Here is a 19809-nt window from a genome sequence, read left to right on the forward strand (position 1 = left end):
AAATTTGAGGGGATCTCCATTCGAGTTGCCGGTTCTCCTCCCAAATTTCGAGGGGAGAACCGGCAACTTCAGGGGAGATCCCCTCGTTTTCCGGGCAGCAACGACACCCCGGTTACCGCGGTCTCGCGTTGCCTGGGGTTGACGGGCTAACGGGCTGACGGGCTGACGGCCTGACGGGCTGTGGCTGAGGTGCGAGATGGCCGAGGTGTTATCGCGGGCCGGGAGTCACCTTGAGCACCCGCCGACCATCTGACACCCCGCCGGAACGGTCGAACCGTGCTCAAGGTTGCCCGCCCGGCTCGCCTTGAGCACCCATCAACCACTTGCTGGCCGCGCACATGGTTGACCCGTGCTCAACGTCGTACCGGCTCGCCTTGGGCACCCATCAGAAGCCCATGTGACACCCGCTGGAACGGTTGAACCGTGCTCAAGGTCGCCCGCCCGGCTCACCTTGAGCACCCATCAACCACTTGCTGGCCGCGCGCGTGGTTGGCCTGTGCTCAACGTCGTACCGGGGAAGGGGGTTAGGGCTTGCCGGGGGCTCGGTAGGTCCAGCCGGCGGCTCGCCATTTGGCGGCGTCGAGGAGGAGGCGGGCGTCGATGATGACGGGGGACTCGACGGAGCCGCGGAGGGCGGCTGGGTCCAGTTCGCGGAACTCGGGCCACTCGGTCAGGTGCAGTACGGCGTGGGCGCCGATGCAGGCTTCGGCGGCGGAGGAGGCGTAGCGGAGGGTCGGGCGGACGCGGCGGGCGTTCTCCATCGCTTCGGGGTCGTAGACGGTGACCGTGGCACCGTGCAGGGAGATGCGGCCGGCCACGTCGAGGGCGGGCGAGTCGCGGACGTCGTCCGTACCGGCCTTGAAGGCGGCGCCGAGGACGGTGACATTCTTGCCCATCCAGACGCCGCCGAGCATCTCGTGCGTGATGTCGACCAGACCGGCGCGGCGGCGCTGGTTGATGTCGTCGACCTCGCGGAGCAGGGTGATGACCTCTTCGACACCGAGTTCACCGGCGCGGTGCATGAACGCGCGCAGGTCCTTCGGGAGGCAGCCGCCGCCGTACCCGGGGCCGGCGTAGAGCATGCCGCGGCCGATCCGCTTGTCGTAGCCGAGGGCGTCGGCCAGCTGGGTGACGTCGGCGCCGGTCGCGTCGGCCATCTCGGCGAGTGCGTTGATGAACGAGATCTTGGTGGCCAGGAACGCGTTCGCGCCGCCCTTGACCAGCTCGGCGGTCGGCAGGTTGCAGACGACTACCGGCGTACCCTCGCCGATCGGCGTCGCGAAGACCTCGCGCAATCGCGCTTCGGCCTCGGCGGACTGCACCCCGAAGACCAGCCGGTCCGGGTGCAGGGTGTCGTCGACCCCGTGCGCCTCGCGAAGGAATTCGGGCTGCCAGGCGATCTCGATACCGGTCGCCGCGGGCGCCTCGGCATGGAACCGCGCTTCGACGACCTTCGACGTACCGACCGGGACAGTCGAGCGGCCGACCACCAGCGTGGGCTTGGTCAGCAGTGGCGCGAGCATCGAGACGACCGAGTGCACCTGGGCCAGGTCGGCGCCCTCGCTGCTCTCCAGCTGCGGCGTGCCGACGCAGATGAAGTGGACGTCGGCCCAGTCCGCGATCTCGGTGTAGTCCTTGGTGAACCGCAGCCGCCCGGAGTCGACATGCTTCTTCAGCAGCGGGTCCAGGCCGGGCTCGTACAGCGGCGCCTTGCCGTCGTTCAGCAGCTTCAGCCGGTGCTCGTCGATCTCGACCCCGACGACGTCGAAGCCGAACTCGGCCATCCCGGCCGCGGTGTTCGCGCCGAGGTAGTTGGTGCCGATCACGGCGATCCGCAGCGGGCGGGAGGTCGCTTCACTCATGCCGGGGACTCTACCCATCCCGGTTAGCAACTGGTGACCGGCTCATGTCCACCGGCTCTCGGACCGTGCGGGGTTGATCACTTCCTGCTTCCGGCAACTCCCGGTACGGCGGCATTCGTCGTACCATGTGACTCGTGAGTAACTCATTCGACCTGTACGCGTTGTCCGAGGAGCACGAGGCGATCCGGGAGGCGGTCCGCGACGTCTGTGACGCCAAGGTCGCGCCGAACGCCGGTGACGTGGACGAGCTGGCCGAGTTCCCGAAGGCGTCGTACGACGCGCTGAAGGCCTCGGACTTCCACGCCCCGCACATCCCCGAGCAGTACGGCGGCGCCGGGGCGGATGCACTCGCGACCGTGATCGTGATCGAGGAGGTCGCCCGGGCCTGCGCCTCGAGCTCGCTGATCCCGGCGGTCAACAAGCTCGGCTCGCTGCCGCTGCTGCTGTCCGGATCCGAAGAGGTCAAGCAGCGCTACCTGCCGCCGGTGGCCGCCGGCGACGCGATGTTCTCGTACTGCCTGTCCGAGCCCGAGGCCGGTTCGGACGCGGCGTCGATGAAGACCCGTGCGGTGCTCGACGGCGACCACTACGTGCTGAACGGCGTGAAGCGCTGGATCACCAACGCCGGTGAGAGCGAGTACTACACCGTCTTCGCGGTCACCGACCCGGATGCGCGCTCCAAGGGCATCTCGGCGTTCGTCGTCGAGAAGTCCGACGAGGGCGTCTCCTTCGGCGCCCCGGAGAAGAAGCTCGGCATCAAGGGTTCGCCGACCCGCGAGGTCTACCTCGACAACGTCCGGATCCCCGTCGGCCGCCTGATCGGCGACCCCGGCACCGGCTTCGGTACGGCGATGGCCACGCTGGACCACACCCGCGTCACGATCGCCGCCCAGGCCCTCGGGATCGCCCAGGGCGCACTCGACTATGCCCTCGGCTACGTCCAGGAGCGCAAGCAGTTCGGCAAGGCGATCGCCGAGTTCCAGGGGCTGCAGTTCATGCTCGCCGACATGGGCATGAAGATCGAAGCCGCCCGCCAGCTCACCTACGCCGCAGCCGCCAAGTCCGAGCGCGGCGACGCCAACCTCACCTACTTCGGCGCCGCCGCCAAGTGCTTCGCCTCCGACGTAGCCATGGCCGTCACCACCGACGCCGTCCAACTCCTCGGCGGCTACGGCTACACCCACGACTACCCCGTCGAACGCATGATGCGCGACGCCAAAATTACCCAAATCTACGAAGGCACCAACCAGGTCCAACGCATAGTCATGGCCCGCCAACTCCTCAAGGGCCTCGCCTAACCCTGTTTCCGCAGGTCAGAGGCATATTCCCGTGTCAGGCCGCGATCGTCGGCTTGCTGCTCAGGCAGCAGCCGACTCGGTCCTGCTCCGTGACTGCTCCGTCAGCCGCTGGCGGAGCTGCGTCATCCGGCGGTCGATGGCCTGACGCGCTCTGTCGTGCGACGACGGCAACAGATGCGTGTAGAGGCGAAGTGTGAAGCTGGCGTTGTAGTGCCCGAGGTACTCAGCAAGCTCCTTGATGTTGACGCCGTCCTTCAGGGCGACGCTGGCAAAGTGATGGCGTAGCGCATGCAGTCCGGTTTTCCTGTCGGTCACGTAGTGCCGCCGTCCGCGCTTGTCGCGGGTGGGCGGCGGGATGACGCCGACCGCGGACAACGCCGGCTTCCAGATGGTCTCGTCGTAATTGCGGGCACGGATCTGCTTCCCGTCACTCCACGTGAACATCAGCCGAATCGTTCGAGGTTCGCCGGCGAGCGTTTCCCACGGCAAGGTCACCTCAGTGTCACCGAGTTGCTCGATGTGCTCTCGCGCGAACTCAGCGATGGCCTTTGACATCGGCACCGCACGCATCTTGTCGTTCTTGGGCGCTGAGAAGACGAAGTCGCGTCCGAGCTTCTTGACCTGGCGTCGCACCCAGATCACATTGTTCTCGAAGTCGAAGTCCTCGGTAGACAGCCCGAAGATCTCCCCTTGGCGCAGTCCGGCGCCGGCTCCGACGATCGGTATCAAACGGTACTGCGGCGGATGTGCCTCGACGATGTCGTCTACGACCTGCTCTGACCAGACGACGACATCCGCGAAGTGAATCGGCGGACGCCGCACGATCTTCGATTTCGCGGGATTGCGCTTGAGAGTCTCGTCCGCGACCGCCAGTTCCAGAGCTCCGTGGAGGACGAGAAACGCACTTCGTGCCGTGGACGGCCCGAACTGTTCGGTGACCTCACGCAGCCACACGGCAATTTCGGACGGCCGGATGCTCTTCAGTTGCCGCTTGCCGAACTTCGGCGCAACGTGAAGCCGCCACTTCGACTCGTACTGGATCAGGCTGGCCGGATCCACCGACCGTGACTCCAACCAGTCCTTCCCAACCTGCTCCAGCCTCGTCCTCCCCGCCTTCGGATCAAGGTAGTCACCACGCTCCCGATCCGTCTCCATCGCCGACCCGTGCCGACTGGCCGCCGTCTTCGTCTCGAATGCCATCGAGACCTCGTTGCCGGCCGGCCCCAGCCAAACCGCCAGCCACCGCTTGCCCCGGCCCCAGCGCTTCTCGTTCCGCACCCGGACGACTGTCCCGTCGGCCTGCTTGACCGCCCGCGTCCACTGATCCTTCACGAACGCCATCGAAAAGCCTCCCGTTTCCTTGGGATTTCCGATGGTCAACGTATGGGGACCTCGCCGATCGGCCACATGCGAACGGCAAAGCTGTGGATAAGTAGGCCCAGCTTGGGGCCGAGCGCCGTGAAGAAGTTGCGCGTTGCCTTGAATGGCTTGCACGTTTCCAACCGCATCGGGTAGGTCAGGATGGGATCGATGCGGTCGCGTGGACGGCCGGTCGCCGGTATATCTCACGGGGAGATCTGATGACCAAGCGTGTCGAGGACCAGTCAGACGAGCGTGCACTCCACCTCGTCGACGAGCGGACGTCCGGTCGAGACTTCGGCCGGTTCGGGGACGCGCGGGAGCTAACTCGCGAGCGATTCGGGCCAGGGATCGAGAGCAGCAACCCGGAGGTGGAGTCCAGCGGAGGGATTCCACGCTACGAGTTGACCTCTACTGCGGGGAGTGAACAACGATAGAAGCGGGAACAACGAGTGAGTGCGTTCGACAATCTGAAGGACGCAGCCCAGGGCCCGGAGTCAAGGCGACGGAACTGGTCGACGGACACGGCGACAAGGTTGCCGCCGGCCTGGACAAGGCCGGAGACTTCGTCGACGAGAAGACCGCTGGCAAGTACGGCGACAAGATCGACCAGGGGGTCGACGCCGCGAAAGACCAGCTGGACAACCTGGACGGACAGAACGACGACATCACCGACGACCAGCGCTGACAGTCCGTAAACAGTGGAGCGACCGGCCCACCCGTCGGTCTCTCCACTGCGATCAAGCCACGGCAGTTCTCTTTCGCTACGACGCGGACGACGCCTGGTCTTGACGCCCGGTCCAGGCGGGCCGGGAGGTTCGGCCTCGCTGAGACTCGGGCCTGCGCAGGTAAACCAGTTCGCCGCGCGACTAGGCTGCTGAAGTGTCCGCAGCCGATGCCGAACCGCCGGTTGTGCCGGGCAACTTTTGCCTGGCCTCGATGGCAGTGGCGTCACTCGAGTCCTTCCGGCCGGTGGCTGTCGATTTCGTGGCCACGTCGCCGCCGATCGAGTCGGTGCCCTCGGAAGCGTCAGGATTGCGAGAGCTGACCAATCGCGAGGTGCAGGCAATGAAGCTGGCGGCCGAAGGCCTGGCCAACGACGTGGTCGCAGCCGAGCTGCATCTGAGCTCCTGACCGTCGGTGCCACGTGCAGCGGGCCATGGCCAAACTCGGCGCGCCGGACCGGGCACAACTGGAACATGTTGGCCTGAGCAGTCCTACGACAGCTTTCGTGCGCCTCTGAGCTGCGGACTTCTCGCAGGTCAGAGGCCAAGTTGAGGGCCATCGTCCGCTTCCAGCAGATCCCGCGCGGAGGGGCTCTGTTCCGTCACTGTTCCGTGAGACGCAGACGCGAACACCGGGCCAAGACGTGCATCAAAGGCATGCCGTGCGCGTTGATGCGATGACGGCAGCATATGAGTGTAGAGCCGGAGCGTGAACGCGGGATCACCGTGCCCCATGTACTCGGCAAGCTCCCGGATGTTGACGCCGTCCGCGAGAGTGACGCTCGCGTAATAGTGCCGCAGCGCGTGAATGCCGTCCTTCCGGCTCGCGAGGTACACCAGCGCACCCTTCTCGTTCCGGATCGGCGGCGGAATGACACTGCCCTTCACCAACGCCGGCTTCCAGATCCGCTCGTTGTACGCTCGGGCCTTGATGTGCAGGTCATCACGCCACCGGAAGAGCAGCCGCACACTGGCGAGGTCGCCGTCAGGCTTCTCCCACGGCAGGCTGTACGGCCGGATCCGGCCGGCCTTGATGTGTTGCCGCAGGACTTCCGCGGCGCCATCGGACATCGGAACGGTCCGCTCCTGGTCGTTCTTCGGCAGAGCGAACACGAAGGCGCTACCGAGCCTCTTGATCTGACGCCGTACGTGGATCTCCATCGCGTCGAAGTCGATGTCTTCCTCGCCCAGCCCGAAGAGCTCGCCCTGCCGCAGGCCGGCCGCCGCACCAAGCACCGGAATCGGCCGCAGCGACGCCGGATGAGCCTCGACGACGACCAGGACGGTCGCATCGCTCCACGCCACGATCCGCCCACTCTTCACCTCGGGCACCTGCACGGACTTCGCCTTGGCGGGATTGCGTTTGATCGCTCCGTCGTCGAAGGCGAGCTCCAGGCTCCCATGAAGAACGATGAATGCCGTCCGTGCCGTCGCGGTGCCGATCCGCCTCTCCAGATCTCTCAGCCAAGCGCCGATCTCAGACGGCTTAATGGAACCTGTCTCCCGCTCGCCGAACATCGGCAGAACATGAAGCCTCAGCGCCCGCTCGTACGTAATGAGTGTGGACGGATCGACTGACCGCGACTGAAGTCATCTCTCGAGGTAGACCCCGAACCGAACAGTCCCCGCCCGCGGAGCGACATACTCCCCGCGCCCAACATCCGTCTCCATCTCGGATCCATACTTGTCCGCCCGAGCCTTGGTACTGAAGGCCTTCGAGACCTCATTTCCCGAAGGGGCGAGCCAGACCAATAGCCATCGCTCCCCTCGTCCCCAACGCTTCTCGTTCCGCTGCCGCTGGATGCTCCCGTCGGCCTGCTTCACCGCTCTCATCCACAAGTCCTTCGTAAACGCCACGTCTGCCTCCAGCCGTCGAAGTCGGTCGGACCTCAACGGCTGGGCAACCACATTTTTTTTTGGACATTACGGCCGTGACTTCGCTATAGAACGACTGCGCGCTGTCCGACTGATGCATCCGATGCCGAACACGCGGCGATTGGTTGGTGCTGCGCACCTTTGGGCAGGGGGACGTCGCGACCAAGGGTGCGATCGAGTGCAGCGGGACGACCTGGAATCCGGTGACCGGTTGCGATTAGATCGCCTCCGGCTGCGACAACTGCTACACCTCGGCGCTGTCAAATGCTTGAAGGCCATGGGTGCGACATGACCTAGGCTGCCGTCAGCCGCGAACCTGAATCCGCTGATTGCAGCCCAGATTGATCATGAGCCGTCGAATGTGAGCAGAATCCTTTGCCGGTACGGAGCTACTGATCGAGCTGTACCGAGTGAATACCCGTGCTGCTGCTCATCCCGGTGCTGATTGACGTTTACAAAGAGATGGTCTCCGTACGGAGCAGCGAGGGTTGAAACCACCCAATGGAGCTGTGGTCGTGACTCATCGCGATGTCGTCCGGTGGCGCCTGTCAGGTTGTCAGTTGGTTGTGTCTACCGTGACTGTGGTTCCTCTGCTGCCCAGCTGCCCAGACGACATCCGACGAGTGCTCGAGATCTCAAGCTCCTCAGTCGTAAACCGGATGAACTCGTCAGGCCGTACAGGCTGATGTCCGAGACATCTGATCTGGCTATGCGCGGTGAAGCGCGCACTCCTTGGCCAGGGAGCTAGGAGACGGAAGTGCCGAAGCTTTACACCAGACAGACAGTGCACGCGTCAGCGGCCGTGGCTATGTTGCTTGTCGGGCTTTTGACGGTGCCCCCGGCATCCGCAAGGGAGAAGGCCGGTCACGACGCGGCTGCGACGGGTGCCACGATGACCAGCGAGGTGAATGGCTTGACGACGACGACCAAGCCGTATATCTCCGCCGTTGCCTACTGTCCTGCGGGTACGACCATCACCGGGGTTGGCTTTAGCGTGCACCCCTTCTTGAGTGCTGCGGGCGGTACCCAGCGAAGGATAGTTGTCAGGAAAGCGAGGCCGGTGCAAATTGTCACCAGTAGCGGAGTGGTCAGATGGGGCGCATGGGTCAGCGCGCGTCGGCCCGAGCAGCCGGCCCACAATCAGACCTACACAGAGTGGGGTGTGATCGCCAAGGCGTATTGCTCGTCGCCGCTGGCCGGGCATCAAATTGTAAGGCGCCAGACCACCATTACTGGAGCCAGCGAGTGGGAGGCACGTGCTGAATGTCCGCAGGACAAGGTGGCCATCGGTTCGGGCTACGAGACACAACTTAGTGACGAGCGGAACGAGGTGGTCCTCGATTCAATGATCCCTGGTGTGAACTCGGTGTCCACTAAGGCGTTCTTTAGTCATGTAGGTGGATCGGCAAACTGGATACTCGATACCTATGCTATTTGTGCGTATCCGGTGGCCAATCGCTCGGTGACATCGAACTTCAAGCTTGGCAATCCCAGCGGAAACTCTGACGTAAAGGGCCAATGTCCGCTCGGCACCTTGTTCCTGAGCCCCGGGTTCGACCTGGTCAACTCGCTCGGGCAGGTCCGCGTCAGCAGATCAGCGATCGAGAACTCGTTCCTGGGTGGCCATGGGTGGTCGAACGCCTCGGCAAACGAGGATCTGGATGGCACTGATCTGGCGTGGACATTACAAACCTTCGCTGTTTGCGCAACCATCTGACCCGCAGTCGGCCAGTTCTAGATGTACTTCCCAGGCAGGCTGGTTAGGCCGGTGATCTTGCGCCCGTCCGACCTGATATCCCGGATGCGCCACGCCGTGGCTGAAGCCATGGGGGTCATCCTGGATGTCGCCGGCGAACGCTCTCCAGGACGGGCTAAGCGAACAGACTGACGCGGATCCCACATTCCGCTGACCCGGAGCGGTGGGCGCTGACTCGTGATCCCTCCGTTAGAAACGGAGCCTCGATGATCCGTTGGCGTCGGCTCATGAGTACTGATCAATAGTTGCCTATTCCTTGGAGGATGCGTGATGTGGAATCGTCGACGGCTTTCGCGTTGCAGGGCTGGGTGGAGTGCGTGGGTGGCCTTGATGCTGGTTTCGGCTTTGTTGTCGACGGAATTCATCGGCAAGGCAACCGCAGACGTGACAGACGATGTGGCGGCAGGCCCGCTGCCGTTGCCGTCCTATGACGCAGTGATCGTGGTGGGTGCCTCCGCGACCATGGCTGCCGGGCGGTGTTGGGCACTTCGCCCGGTGCATTCAATGTCGGTAAGGTTGAGCCACGACTAAGCTAAGTCCGCCACGGCACCACCAGCCTGTTCGCCGTGTTGAACCTGTCCAGCGGGTCTAACATCGCCCAGCACTACCGCCGGCACCGTCACCACGAGTTCCTGCGGTTCCTGAACCTGATCGATGCCGCCGTTCCCAAGCACCTCGATCTGCACCTCGTGCTCGACAACTACAGCACCACAAGACTCCGAAGGCGAAGGAGTGGCAGATCTGCCACCCCCGCTTCCACCTGCACTTCACCACCAGCAGCTCCTGGCTCAACCTCTCCGAACGCTGGTCCGCCGAACTCACCAACCGCAAACTCCGAGCTCCGCCCACCGGATCGCTGGGCCACTTTGAGGCCGGCGGACGAAGTCGATCAAGGCGGCCAACTGGGACTCATCGCTGCGGCCTGAACGCATGGCTGGAGCGCAGCCGTTGATCGTCCGCGACTCGCGGGTGCTGGAGCAGGTGCCCGCCACGCTTGCCATTGTGCGTTCGGGTTGATGCTGCACGCGATCTAGACGTGGAATCTCTCGACGAATCCGTTGCTCGTGGACAAGGCCCGTGACGTCGTCGAGTTTGTACAGGGCTCCGCCGGAGAACGCGCTGGTGCTCGCGGTGGACGAGAAGTCCCAGATGCAGGCGATCGACCGTGCCGCGCCGATTCTGCCGATCACGCCGACGACGCCGGCTCGGATGACCCACGAATACGTCCGGCAGGTCGCCCACCTACCTGTTCGCCGCGCTCGGCTCTCCACTGGGTCGGTGATCGCCCAGCGCTACCGCCGGCACCCGGCATGAGAGGTTCTTGCGCTTCCTGAACCTGAATCGATGCCGCCGCCCCCAAAGACCTGGACCTGCATCTGGTGTTGGACAGCTACGCCATCTAGATGCCCCCGAAGATGAGGGAGTGTCTGATCCGCGATCTCCAGTTCCACCTGCACGTCACCGCCACCAGAAGTCCAAGCCCAACCTCGTGGAGCGCTGGTTCGCCGAACCTGACCAACCGCAAGCTCCGGCGATCCGCGCGTCACTCCGTCGTCGACAGCGAAGCTGACCTCCGCGACAGCTGGATCAACGAATGGCGCGCCGCCCCAAACCCAAGGCTGTCGGCCAGATCCTCGACAGCCCTCGCCGCATACTGCACACGAACTAGCAACTCGCGACACGAGGGCCGGAGGGGGACGCGTGATCATGCTGACGTGGATCCCGTATTCCGCTGATTCGTAGCGGCGATCTCTAACTCTTGATCCCATCCGCCAGCAGCGAGGCCTTGGCGATCCGATGGTGGGGGTTACTGCGTACTTGCGTGTACGTCGTCTATTGCTTGGAGGTTGCGTGATGTGGAGAACTCGACGACTTTGGCACAGCAAGGCTGCCTGGAGTGCGTGCGTGGCCTTAATACTGGTGTCGGGTTCGGTATCGACGGACTTCATCGGCAAAGCATCCGCAGAGATGACAGGCGCTGTGGTGAGGGGGCCGTTGCCGTTACCATCGTATGACCCGGCGATCGTGGCGGGTCCGTCGGCGACGGTGGCGGCTGGTGCGGCGGCGTTCGGCGCCTCGCCTGGTGCATTTGATGTGGGTGAGGATGGCTCCTCGCGGTATTCGGTGCCGTTGAAGGTTGTGGCGGGGCGTGGTGGGTATCAGCCGAGTTTGGCGTTGACTTATAGCGGTGAGGTTGGCAACGGCCACGTTGGTGTGGGTTTTGGTCTTAGCGGTGTATCGCGGATTGATCGTTGTGTGACGACGGCATTGGATGGTGCTGGGCAGGGGGAGGGGCCGCAGTTGGCTGATGAGGACCGGTTGTGTCTGGATGGGCAGAAGCTGGTTCTGGTGGGAGGCACTTATGGCGGGCAGCTTGCGGAGTATCGGACGTTTCCGGATACGCATGTGCGGGTGAGGTCGTTCCGGGCGTTTGGGACGCCGGCGTCGGTGAAGGGGCCAACGCATTTCACTGTGGAGACCGGTAATGGGGAGACGTTGACGTTCGGTGTTGGGGGGACGGTTGCGTCGGTGCCGTCGGGCAGTGATCGGGTGAATGTGTCATGGTTTTTGGCGCGTTCGGAGAATCGTTCGGGGAATGTGATCGAGTACCGGTATGAGACTCGGACAGTGTCGGCGTTGAATCCGTCCGAGGTGGAGCGGTGGCTGGCGTCTGTTGAGTACGGCGATGTCGGCAAGTTGGATCGTAGGGTCGAGTTCGGGTACTTAACGCGCCCGGATCCGCTGCATGGGTTCATGTTTGGTGTTCGGCAGGAGAACTTGCGCCGGCTGGTCAAGGTGACGATGAGTGTTGATGCCGGCGCTGGGTTTAAGACGGCTCGTAGCTACCGGCTAGATTATCAGAACCGTGGTTCGTCGAAGACGAGCAAGTTGGAACAAATCACGGAGTGCGGGGCGGCGGAGGCTGGCTGTATGCGGCCGACGAGGTTTGAATGGTCGGAGGGAATTGGGGGGTTCAATTCGGGGCATGTGCAGTCGTCGCCGTCGCAGTCTTTGGTGCCGAGCACGGCTACGAGTCAGTTGGTGACTGCGGATTTGACGGGAGATGGGCGGACGGATCTGGCATGGCCGGAGGCGAATGGTTGGCAATATCTCGCGGCGCTGGCAGGGTCGCCGGATAAGCGTTATCGCAGCAAGGTGACGGCCGGTGGCACTTTCGCGAGTGGGGCGACTGCGACGGCGTTTCCGGTGGACTTCGATCAGGATGGCCGGGTGGATCTGATTCCGCGGACGGCGGATCCGGGGGTGTGGCGGCCGTTCTTGACGCGTGGCAGTCTGTCGGTGCAGCGGGTGCAGACCGCATACACCGGCGGATTGACCAATGCATGTTGTGGTGGGGCCAAGGGCACTGGGTTCTTCGGTGACTTCAACGGCGACGGCGATCAGGACGTGCTGGAGTACCGCAACCCGACCGGTAGTACCGGCAACAAGTGGTCATGGCGGCAGCGGTCGGGAAAGGTCGGTGTTCTGGGTAATGACGCGGACAACCCGGAGAATGTGGCGTTCAGTGCACCGAAGGAGCTGGCGGCGCTGGCCAATCTGACTCCCGACAAGGTGCTGGTGCTGGATATCGATGGTGACGGCCGTGACGAGGTTGTGTTCCGGCTGTTCTCCACATCGGCCGTGGTGTGGGATGTGGCGCGTGACAGGTCGCATCCGGCCGGGAGCGGCGCCCTGTCGGCGCGGGTGCTGGGCCTTGACTTGAAGGTGATGGACCTCAACGGTGATGGTCTGGCCGACCTGGTGACCAATGGGCAAGGTGACAACGACGAAGTCAAGGAAGGTCAGCTGTATTATCGGTTGAACACTGGCCGCGGGTTTACCTCGGTGCAGCCGATGGGAATTTCGCTGCCGGTGGACGGGCTGGCAGTCTCCGAGGTTGCCGACGCCGACAACGATGGGCGGCAGGATCTATTGATCCCGCGGCTGCGACCGACCGGCGGCGGCTTGCCGGTCTATGACGGGCTGGAATTGGTCCGGGGCTCTTTCACCACGGCTGGCGGCATGGTGTTCGCGAAGTCGGGAACCCAGGTCTCGTTCGCGTCACGGACGGCTGAGGCTCTCGCGATTCAGGGCTTCCGGGTCATCGATGCGGACGGTGACGCGCTGGACGATCTGATCTTGATCGACCGATCCGATATCGACGAGGCGCCAGCGACGCTAAAGCTATTCACGCACAACGATGGCAGTGTGGACCGCAAGCCTGACCTGCTCGCCGCGATCCGGGACGGAAATCAGTTCCAAGCCAATGGTGCGCCGGCGTTCTACCCGACGGTGCGCATCAGGTACTCGCCGCGGACCGATGCCACGGTATATGAGCCCGGCACCTGTGGCCAGCAGGACTCCAGGGTGTGCCTCCCCGCGGACGGGCGGTATGTCGTGAGTCATGTGGAGCGGGATACCGCGGCAACTCTCGGCGCGTCGGTTAGTGTGTCGCGCTACGTCTACCGCGACGGGCGTGCTGACAAGCGCAGCCAGCGATTCCTCGGATACGCCGAGCGCCGAGTCTTCACTACCGTGGCAGGCAACGCCGCGCCGCTAATCGAACGGTTCTTCTACTCCAACACGTCAGCCCAGTTTGACCCGCGGCTGGAAGAACAATGGACTGTCACCACGCTACCCAATGGGCAGCAATCCCTCGAACAGGCCGAATTCTACTGGACAATCAAAACAACCAGCCCGGCCGGCAATTTTTTCTCCTACGCTCATACTCAACACCGAACCTACGAGTTTCCGACCATGTGCTGCCTCGGTACCATGGCACGGTCGGCCTTCGAGGCACAAAACAAGCAACCATTCCGGCACGGGTCGCGGTCCGTTTTGGATATGGATGTCTATGGCAATGTACGAGAAGAGACAACCAGGGTTAATGGTCATGAGAAACAGATGACGGTCAGTTTCACCCCCGACGTCGACACCGTGAATTGGCTGATCTCACGGCCCAAGCAGATCAAGGTGAAGGACCGGGTCGTGCTGGCAGGTGACGCGGTGGCTGAGCAGACCCGAACGAGCGACTTGTCCTTTGACCCCGGTCACGTCAGGGTCCGCCAGCAGAAGTCCTATGGGGCAGATCCTGGTCAAGGTCCGGTGTTGATCACTGATGTTGGTTATGACGGTTCGGGCAATGTGAACCGGGTCACGCATACCGACCAGGCGACTGCTGAGGTGCGCGAGGCGACGGCGGTGCATGACCCGGCCGGGTTCCCGCACGCGACGATGAACGCGGCCGGGTTTGTGTCCCGCACGGGGTATGACCCGGTCCTGGGTGTCGCTAAGGTCGGGGTCGACCTGAACGGGCTGCGCACCGACCTGACCTACGACACACTGGGCCGGCTGCGTGCGGTTCGGTCGCCCAGCGGAGCGGTTCAGACCACCGACTACGTTCATGAACAGGTCGGTGAAGAGTTTCTGCGCCGCACGCAGGTCACGGACGGCACCGGCGCGTCGAGCCAAACTGTGATCGACCGGGCAGGGCGGGTCAGGATCGAGCGGTTCAAGGGGTTCGACGGCAAGCAGCGCCAGCGCGAGTATGCCTATGAGGCCCGCGGCAACTTGGTCAGTCGGACCGATTACCACACGGTCGGAGCCGGGGTGACGCAGACCAGTTTTGAGTACGATGACGCGGGCCGAGTCGTGTACTCCAGGGACGCCAAGAACGCAGTTCGGGTCTGGTCTTATGACGGACTCAAGACCACTGCGACCGATCCGCGTGGCAACAAGACGCGCGCTGAGACTGATCAGCGTGGCCAGGTGGTCCGTGCAGTCGATGGTGTCGGTAGCACGGCGGAAGCCGCGCGTGGGTATGCCTATGGTGCGTTTGGGACTTTGCTGTCCAGCCAGACCGAGGGTGTCACGGCGAGCCGGAACACGTTCAGCTACGACGATCTTGGCAACATGTCGACCAGAACTGATCCTGAGCGTGGCACGTCGACCAGCAGCTATAACGCGTTTGGTGAGGTCACCGGGACGGTTGATGCGTTGGGTCGTGACACGGTCCTCGACTATGACGTGTTGGGGCGGCCGACGTCGGCGACGGTGAAGCTGGGCGGTGCGGTGCGCAGCGTGCAGACGAGCACTTATGACGCTGACGGATCGCGGGGATCCCGGAACGGGACCTTGCGGCGCACTGAGCGGACCGATCACACCCTGGGTGGTGCGCAGTCGACATCGATCGGGTACTCCTACGACGATCTCGGCCGGTTGAGCAGTACCGTCAACACTCTCCCGGCGGCCTCCAATCCAACGATCAACGAATCCATGTCAACTGCCTACGAATATGACCAGGACGGCCGGGTGACTGGGGTTCGGTACCCGACGCTGCCCGGACAGACAGCCGGGGTGAAAGTCGCCTACGACTACAGCCCGGCCGCGACAAGCAACGGGCGCATGACCAGGGTCCGCACGGTCGAGCCGGCTGCCGATGCGCAGGTGCTGTGGACAGCCAAGGACACCGACGACCGTGATCGCCTGACCGTCGAGGAGGCCGGCGACGGGGTCACCGATACCCGGCTCTTCGACCCACTGAACCGAGTGGTCGAGAACAAGGTGATCACCAACGCTGCGGACTCCAGCCCTGGAAAGCTGCTTAATTCTGAGGTCTACACATATGACGGCGCAGGCAACCTCACCGACCGCCTTCGCAAAGACGACGGCCTAATCTCTTTCAGCGAGTCGTTCGCATACGACGCACTTGACCGAGTGATCTCTGCCTACGTCCCGCCGGTCGAGGCCTGTCCTCAACCCGAGTCTTGCGGCGGTCCAGGCAACAACAGCGCTGGCCAGAGTGGGACCCACCGCAAGTCAAGGGCCACAGCGCCTGGGCGGACCGGCGCGGACGTGGTGTTCCCTCCAACAGTGTTGTCCGACACGTGGTCCTACGACAAGCTCGGCAACATAGTTAGCAGCAAACGCCGCGGCGCTTACACCTACGACTCGCAGAAACCGACCCAGGTGATGTCGGTGACCGGTGGGATCTTCGGCGACCGTGCCTACGGCTACGACTCAGTCGGTAATCAGATCACCCGGCCGGGTACTCAAGTGAGCTACAACGACTTCGACCTGCCGGCGAAACTCACCCCCACGAGCGGCGAGGCCACCACGTTCCTCTACTACGGAACCGGCGAACGTGCCCAGAAAACCACCGCAACCGGCAGCACGACCTACCTGCCCGGGCTCTACGAACGGCACCGGACCCCGACCAAGACCGAGCATCGGCTCCTGATCGACACCGGCGGCAGCACCAGTGCGGTGCTGCGCTACGAACAAGCAACCCCCAGCGCCCCAGTCGCTAAGAAGCCAGCCGTGTTCAACCACACCGACCGGCTCGGCTCGACCAGCCTCGTCACCGCCAACGACAACACCACCGGAGGCTTCAAAGCAGGCATCAAGGAAACCCGCAGCTACGACGCGTTCGGGCTACCCCGCCACCAAGACTGGTCTAAGGGAGACGCCGGGTACGTCGGCCTCGAGCAAATGACCGTAGACCAGGGCTACACCGGCCACAACGAGGACCGCGAACTTGGCCTCACCAATATGAAGGGACGCATTTACGACGCCACCCTCGGCCGGTTCCTCACCCCCGACCCCAACGTCGATGGAGCCACACCCAGTCAGGCCTGGAACCGCTATACCTACGTCTCTAACAACCCTGCTACCCACAACGACCCCACTGGCCTCACCTACTGCCTCGGTGGACTACTCGAGTTCCACTGCGACGGTGGAGGCGGCAACATCTTCGGAGACAACCCCGGAGGCTCTGGCAACCCCGGCACCGGACAAACCTGGAAATTCAAAACCTACGAGATCCGGACAATCACCACACCCCAGCCATGCGCCACAGGCTGCGAACTCCCCACCCACGACGTCACCGCAGTCGCCGGCTCCGAACCCCCAACCATCAACCGCGAAAAGGCCACACCCACACCCTCGACACACGTACGCATCAACGACGCCGAAGTAGACGCCATCCGCGCCGCCGAATGCGGCCCCGGCGGCACCCTCTGCGCCGACGAAGTCACCATCATCGGCCACCCCGAAGAACCCACCGAACCCACCGAAACAATCACCGTCGAAGACCACCCCGAAGACAACCCACCCTCTCCCATCGGCGGGGCAGTGGACGTCTGTGAGGGCGCCGAAGGCTTCTGTTCTGCGCTGGACAATTTCGGGGCCAGGGTCTGGGATCTCCTCGGCGTCAAGAGCGAGGGCACCAAAGACGCAATCATGATGGGCCTCGGCAACGTCGGCGCGCTGGCCATGGCGGGTGCGTTCAGCGGTTCGGGAACGATAGATCCCTCGAAGGTCCGCTTCTCGCAAGCCTCTGCCCGTCAGACGTTCGCCAACGGTGGGTCGGTCCTCGGACTCGCTGCGCAACTGAAGGCCGGTACCGTACAGCCCTCTTCAATCCCGCCGATCCGCATCTTCCAGAAGGGCGGGCAGACCTACACTCTCGACAACCGTCGGCTGGCTGCATTTCAAAAGGCGGGTGTGGACGTCCCCTACGTTCGTGCAACTCCTCAAGAAGTGAAGGATGAGGGGTGGAAGTTCACCACCAAAAACCAAGGTACGTCGATCAGACTCAAATGATGGGAAGGCAGGTGACCGTGAGTCTCCAGGAAGAGGCCGAGGCGGTGCGGACCCGAGACGATCTCGCTCATTTCCTCAGAGTGGCGATGGCGGATCTCCAGGCTAGGCCACGAAAGTGGGAGAACTCCACCCTCGAGCGATTCCTCGAGGCCTGGGCAGCCTGGGTCGAGGACCTGCCTGGCTGGTACGCGAACCGCGGCGCAGATGTTCCGGACCAACCCGACTGGAACCTGGTAGCCAACATGGTGCTGGCTGCCCGAATCTACGAGTGAGCCACTAGTGCGACACCGCGCCCCTCTAGCGCCTTCGGTGCATAGAGGTGCGGTGTCGCCGCAGCGCAACCGATAGGTAGGGCGCGCAACTCAATGCCACAAGCTGACACACCACCTTCCAGTCTCGTGCGTCACCGGAGGTTGCCGCGGTTCGTGCCCGGGAGGCTTGCTGGCGTGGATGGGCAATTCCGGCGCCTTAGGGGCCAACGCGAGACAATCCCCCGGGTCGGTCGGATCGAGGGTCGTCCTAGTCGGGCTGTCTGCCTCGGTCCGCGAGCGAACCAACCTGCTCCCAGTTCTTGAGCCCAGATCGCCGCGACTGCTGCAAGTCTGCTAACAAGGCGGACGCTGCCTTCGGTCTCAGAAGTTGTCTGAAGGCCGTTATGCCGTAGCTGTGACAGCCGGTGGTTACGGTGCTCGACCTGACTCTTATCACTGAGACACGATCCGTGTGGGCGCGACGCTGTGACCTGCGGGTTTGTGTGCTGGGCTGCTTGCGCACTAATCGGGCTCGTAGGTCGTCAGTGGCGTAGGTGCGGACGGTGAAGACCGCGTCGGGGCGACGGCGGTCCAGGTGGTGTGGTCGTCTCGCGTGGATCCAGGGATATCGAGCCTGTTGGTTCGGCGCACGATGATGACGAGTTGGAGGCGGAAGGCCGCGGCGAACCAGCGATTGGCTGCGGGGCAGGGTGAGCTGACGCTGGGATTGGACACGGCGGGCGGCTGGTTTCGGGTCCGTTGGAGATCGTGGCGTCGCGGATGGGGCATCTGTGGGACGCGTTGTGCCGCGCTGATGACGTGCTCGGGTTCGATCAGGCTCGTGGTGGGGACGAGGTGTTCCTGCAGTTGGTGCTGGCCCGGATCATTGAGCCGACCAGCAAGCAGGACAGTCTGCGGGTGCTAGAGGCAATGGGGGTCGGTGCGGCGTCGTATCCGACGGTGAATCGCCGGTTGCCGGTCTATACCGGCGAGTCGTGGCGTCGTGGTCTGGCGGCTGCATGCGCGAAGCATGCGGCGCTGGGACCTGCAAGTCTGGTGTTGTACGACGTATCCACGTTGTACTTCGAGACCGATACCGGTGACGGTTTCCGTCAGTCAGGGTTCTCGAAAAGAGCGCCGTCTGGAACCTCAGATCACTCTCGGTCTCTTGACGGACGGATCAGGGTTTCCGCTGATGGTGGAGTCGTTCGAGGGAAACAAGGCCGAGACCAAGACCATGCTCCCGGTCATCCGGTCCTTCATGGCTGCTCACCAGCTCCCTGACGTCACCGTCGTGGCTGACGCGGGGATGATCTCTGATGCCAACCAGAACGCGATCCACGACGCCGGGTTGTCGTTCCTCTTCGGCACCCGCATCACCGAAATGCCTTATGCGATCAAGAAGTGGCGCGAGAAGCGCCCGGGCGAAGACAATCCCGACGGGCACGTGTTCACCCAGCCCTGGCCGGCCACGCAGACACAGAAGGCCGCCGGGCGTCGCGACAAGATCATCTACTACCAGTAGCGGGCCGACCGGGCACGGCTGACGTTGCGCGGGATCGACGAACAGGTCGAGAAGGCCGAGGGCGCGGTCGCGGGCAAGCTCGCGGTGAAGCGCAACCGGTTCAACAAGCTCACCGGCACGAAGAAGTCGGTCAACTGCGACCTAGAGACCAAGGCCCGCAGCCTGGCCGGGCTGAAGGGCTACACCACCAACATGGCCAGCCCGACCGCAGACTTCGTGATCGGCTCGTACCACCAGCTCTGGCGCATCGAGAAGTCGTTTCGGATGTCCAAGCACGACCTGAAAGCGCGGCCGATCTACCACCACAAACGCGAAGCCATCGAAGCCCACCTCACCCATCGTGTTCGCTGCCCTGGCCATAACCAGATTCATCGAGGACCGCACCGGCTGGTCGATCCGGAAGTTCGTCACCACCGCACGCCGCTACCGCACCGTCCAAATCCGGACCGGCAGACACGTTCTCACCGCCGAGGATCCACTCCCCACCGACCTACGCGACGCCCTCGCCGATCTGGCATCTCGACCATCGAGATCCGAAGTGGGCTGATCCGTCG

At 63.6% G+C, this 19809-nt stretch carries 12 protein-coding genes and 2 pseudogenes; 9 read left to right on the plus strand and 5 right to left on the minus strand.

The window, feature by feature from the left end; all coding sequences use genetic code 11:
• Positions 1–524: 524 nt before the first annotated feature.
• Complete coding sequence (locus tag E1261_RS11925) at positions 525–1862, minus strand: UDP-glucose dehydrogenase family protein (RefSeq protein WP_132405829.1); 1338 nt, start codon at positions 1860–1862, stop codon at positions 525–527.
• A 134-nt stretch (positions 1863–1996) separates the two neighbouring features.
• On the opposite strand from E1261_RS11925, the gene E1261_RS11930 reads away from it, so the two are divergent.
• On the plus strand, positions 1997–3160 hold the full coding sequence (locus E1261_RS11930; RefSeq protein WP_132405831.1) for an acyl-CoA dehydrogenase family protein: 1164 nt from the start codon (positions 1997–1999) through the stop codon (positions 3158–3160).
• 60 nt (positions 3161–3220) lie between these two features.
• On the opposite strand, the gene E1261_RS11935 is transcribed toward E1261_RS11930, so the two are convergent.
• Entirely contained in the window at positions 3221–4501 is a 1281-nt protein-coding gene (locus E1261_RS11935) for a tyrosine-type recombinase/integrase (protein ID WP_132405833.1), read from the minus strand.
• A 239-nt stretch (positions 4502–4740) separates the two neighbouring features.
• Here E1261_RS11935 and E1261_RS11940 point away from each other — a divergent pair, with 239 nt between their 5' ends.
• The 3 genes from E1261_RS11940 to E1261_RS11950 all read left to right on the plus strand — a co-directional run bounded on the left by E1261_RS11940 (position 4741) and on the right by E1261_RS11950 (position 5653).
• The gene (locus E1261_RS11940) at positions 4741–4956 is read left to right on the plus strand and encodes a hypothetical protein (protein WP_132405835.1); all 216 of its coding nucleotides are present in this window, start codon (positions 4741–4743) and stop codon (positions 4954–4956) included.
• A 74-nt stretch (positions 4957–5030) separates the two neighbouring features.
• Complete coding sequence (locus tag E1261_RS45915) at positions 5031–5207, plus strand: antitoxin (RefSeq protein ID WP_420814007.1); 177 nt, start codon at positions 5031–5033, stop codon at positions 5205–5207.
• 194 nt (positions 5208–5401) lie between these two features.
• Positions 5402–5653, plus strand: a complete 252-nt coding sequence (locus E1261_RS11950) for a LuxR C-terminal-related transcriptional regulator (protein WP_132405837.1) — start codon at positions 5402–5404, stop codon at positions 5651–5653.
• Positions 5654–5781: 128 nt separating this feature from the next.
• On the opposite strand, the gene E1261_RS11955 is transcribed toward E1261_RS11950, so the two are convergent.
• Together E1261_RS11955 and E1261_RS46845 are read right to left on the minus strand one after the other, a co-directional pair.
• Positions 5782–6582, minus strand: coding sequence for a tyrosine-type recombinase/integrase (locus E1261_RS11955; RefSeq protein WP_272948576.1), 801 nt, complete (start codon positions 6580–6582; stop codon positions 5782–5784).
• Positions 6583–6711: 129 nt separating this feature from the next.
• A pseudogene (locus tag E1261_RS46845) lies at positions 6712–6810 on the minus strand (hypothetical protein); the annotation flags it as partial.
• A gap of 1201 nt (positions 6811–8011) precedes the next feature.
• Here E1261_RS46845 and E1261_RS11960 point away from each other — a divergent pair.
• Positions 8012–8836 (plus strand): hypothetical protein, encoded by an 825-nt coding sequence (locus E1261_RS11960; protein ID WP_132405841.1) that lies wholly within the window; start codon positions 8012–8014, stop codon positions 8834–8836.
• A 566-nt stretch (positions 8837–9402) separates the two neighbouring features.
• Here E1261_RS11960 and E1261_RS47105 read toward each other — a convergent pair.
• Positions 9403–9561: a hypothetical protein gene (locus E1261_RS47105; RefSeq protein ID WP_202874646.1), complete on the minus strand. Its 159-nt coding sequence runs from the start codon at positions 9559–9561 to the stop codon at positions 9403–9405.
• Positions 9562–9952: 391 nt separating this feature from the next.
• Between E1261_RS47105 and E1261_RS11970 the strand changes: the two genes are divergently transcribed.
• From E1261_RS11970 to E1261_RS11985, 4 genes and pseudogenes are all read left to right on the plus strand, one after another.
• Positions 9953–10189 (plus strand): hypothetical protein, encoded by a 237-nt coding sequence (locus tag E1261_RS11970; RefSeq protein ID WP_132405843.1) that lies wholly within the window; start codon positions 9953–9955, stop codon positions 10187–10189.
• Positions 10190–10780: 591 nt separating this feature from the next.
• Positions 10781–17479: an RHS repeat-associated core domain-containing protein gene (locus tag E1261_RS11975; protein WP_165952459.1), complete on the plus strand. Its 6699-nt coding sequence runs from the start codon at positions 10781–10783 to the stop codon at positions 17477–17479.
• Positions 17480–17490: 11 nt separating this feature from the next.
• The gene (locus tag E1261_RS11980; protein WP_238176158.1) at positions 17491–17751 is read left to right on the plus strand and encodes a DUF7660 family protein; all 261 of its coding nucleotides are present in this window, start codon (positions 17491–17493) and stop codon (positions 17749–17751) included.
• Positions 17752–18284: 533 nt separating this feature from the next.
• A pseudogene (locus E1261_RS11985) lies at positions 18285–19802 on the plus strand (IS1634 family transposase).
• Positions 19803–19809 lie beyond the last annotated feature (7 nt).

The organism is Kribbella albertanoniae (genome assembly GCF_004348455.1).
Classification (GTDB): domain Bacteria; phylum Actinomycetota; class Actinomycetes; order Propionibacteriales; family Kribbellaceae; genus Kribbella; species Kribbella albertanoniae.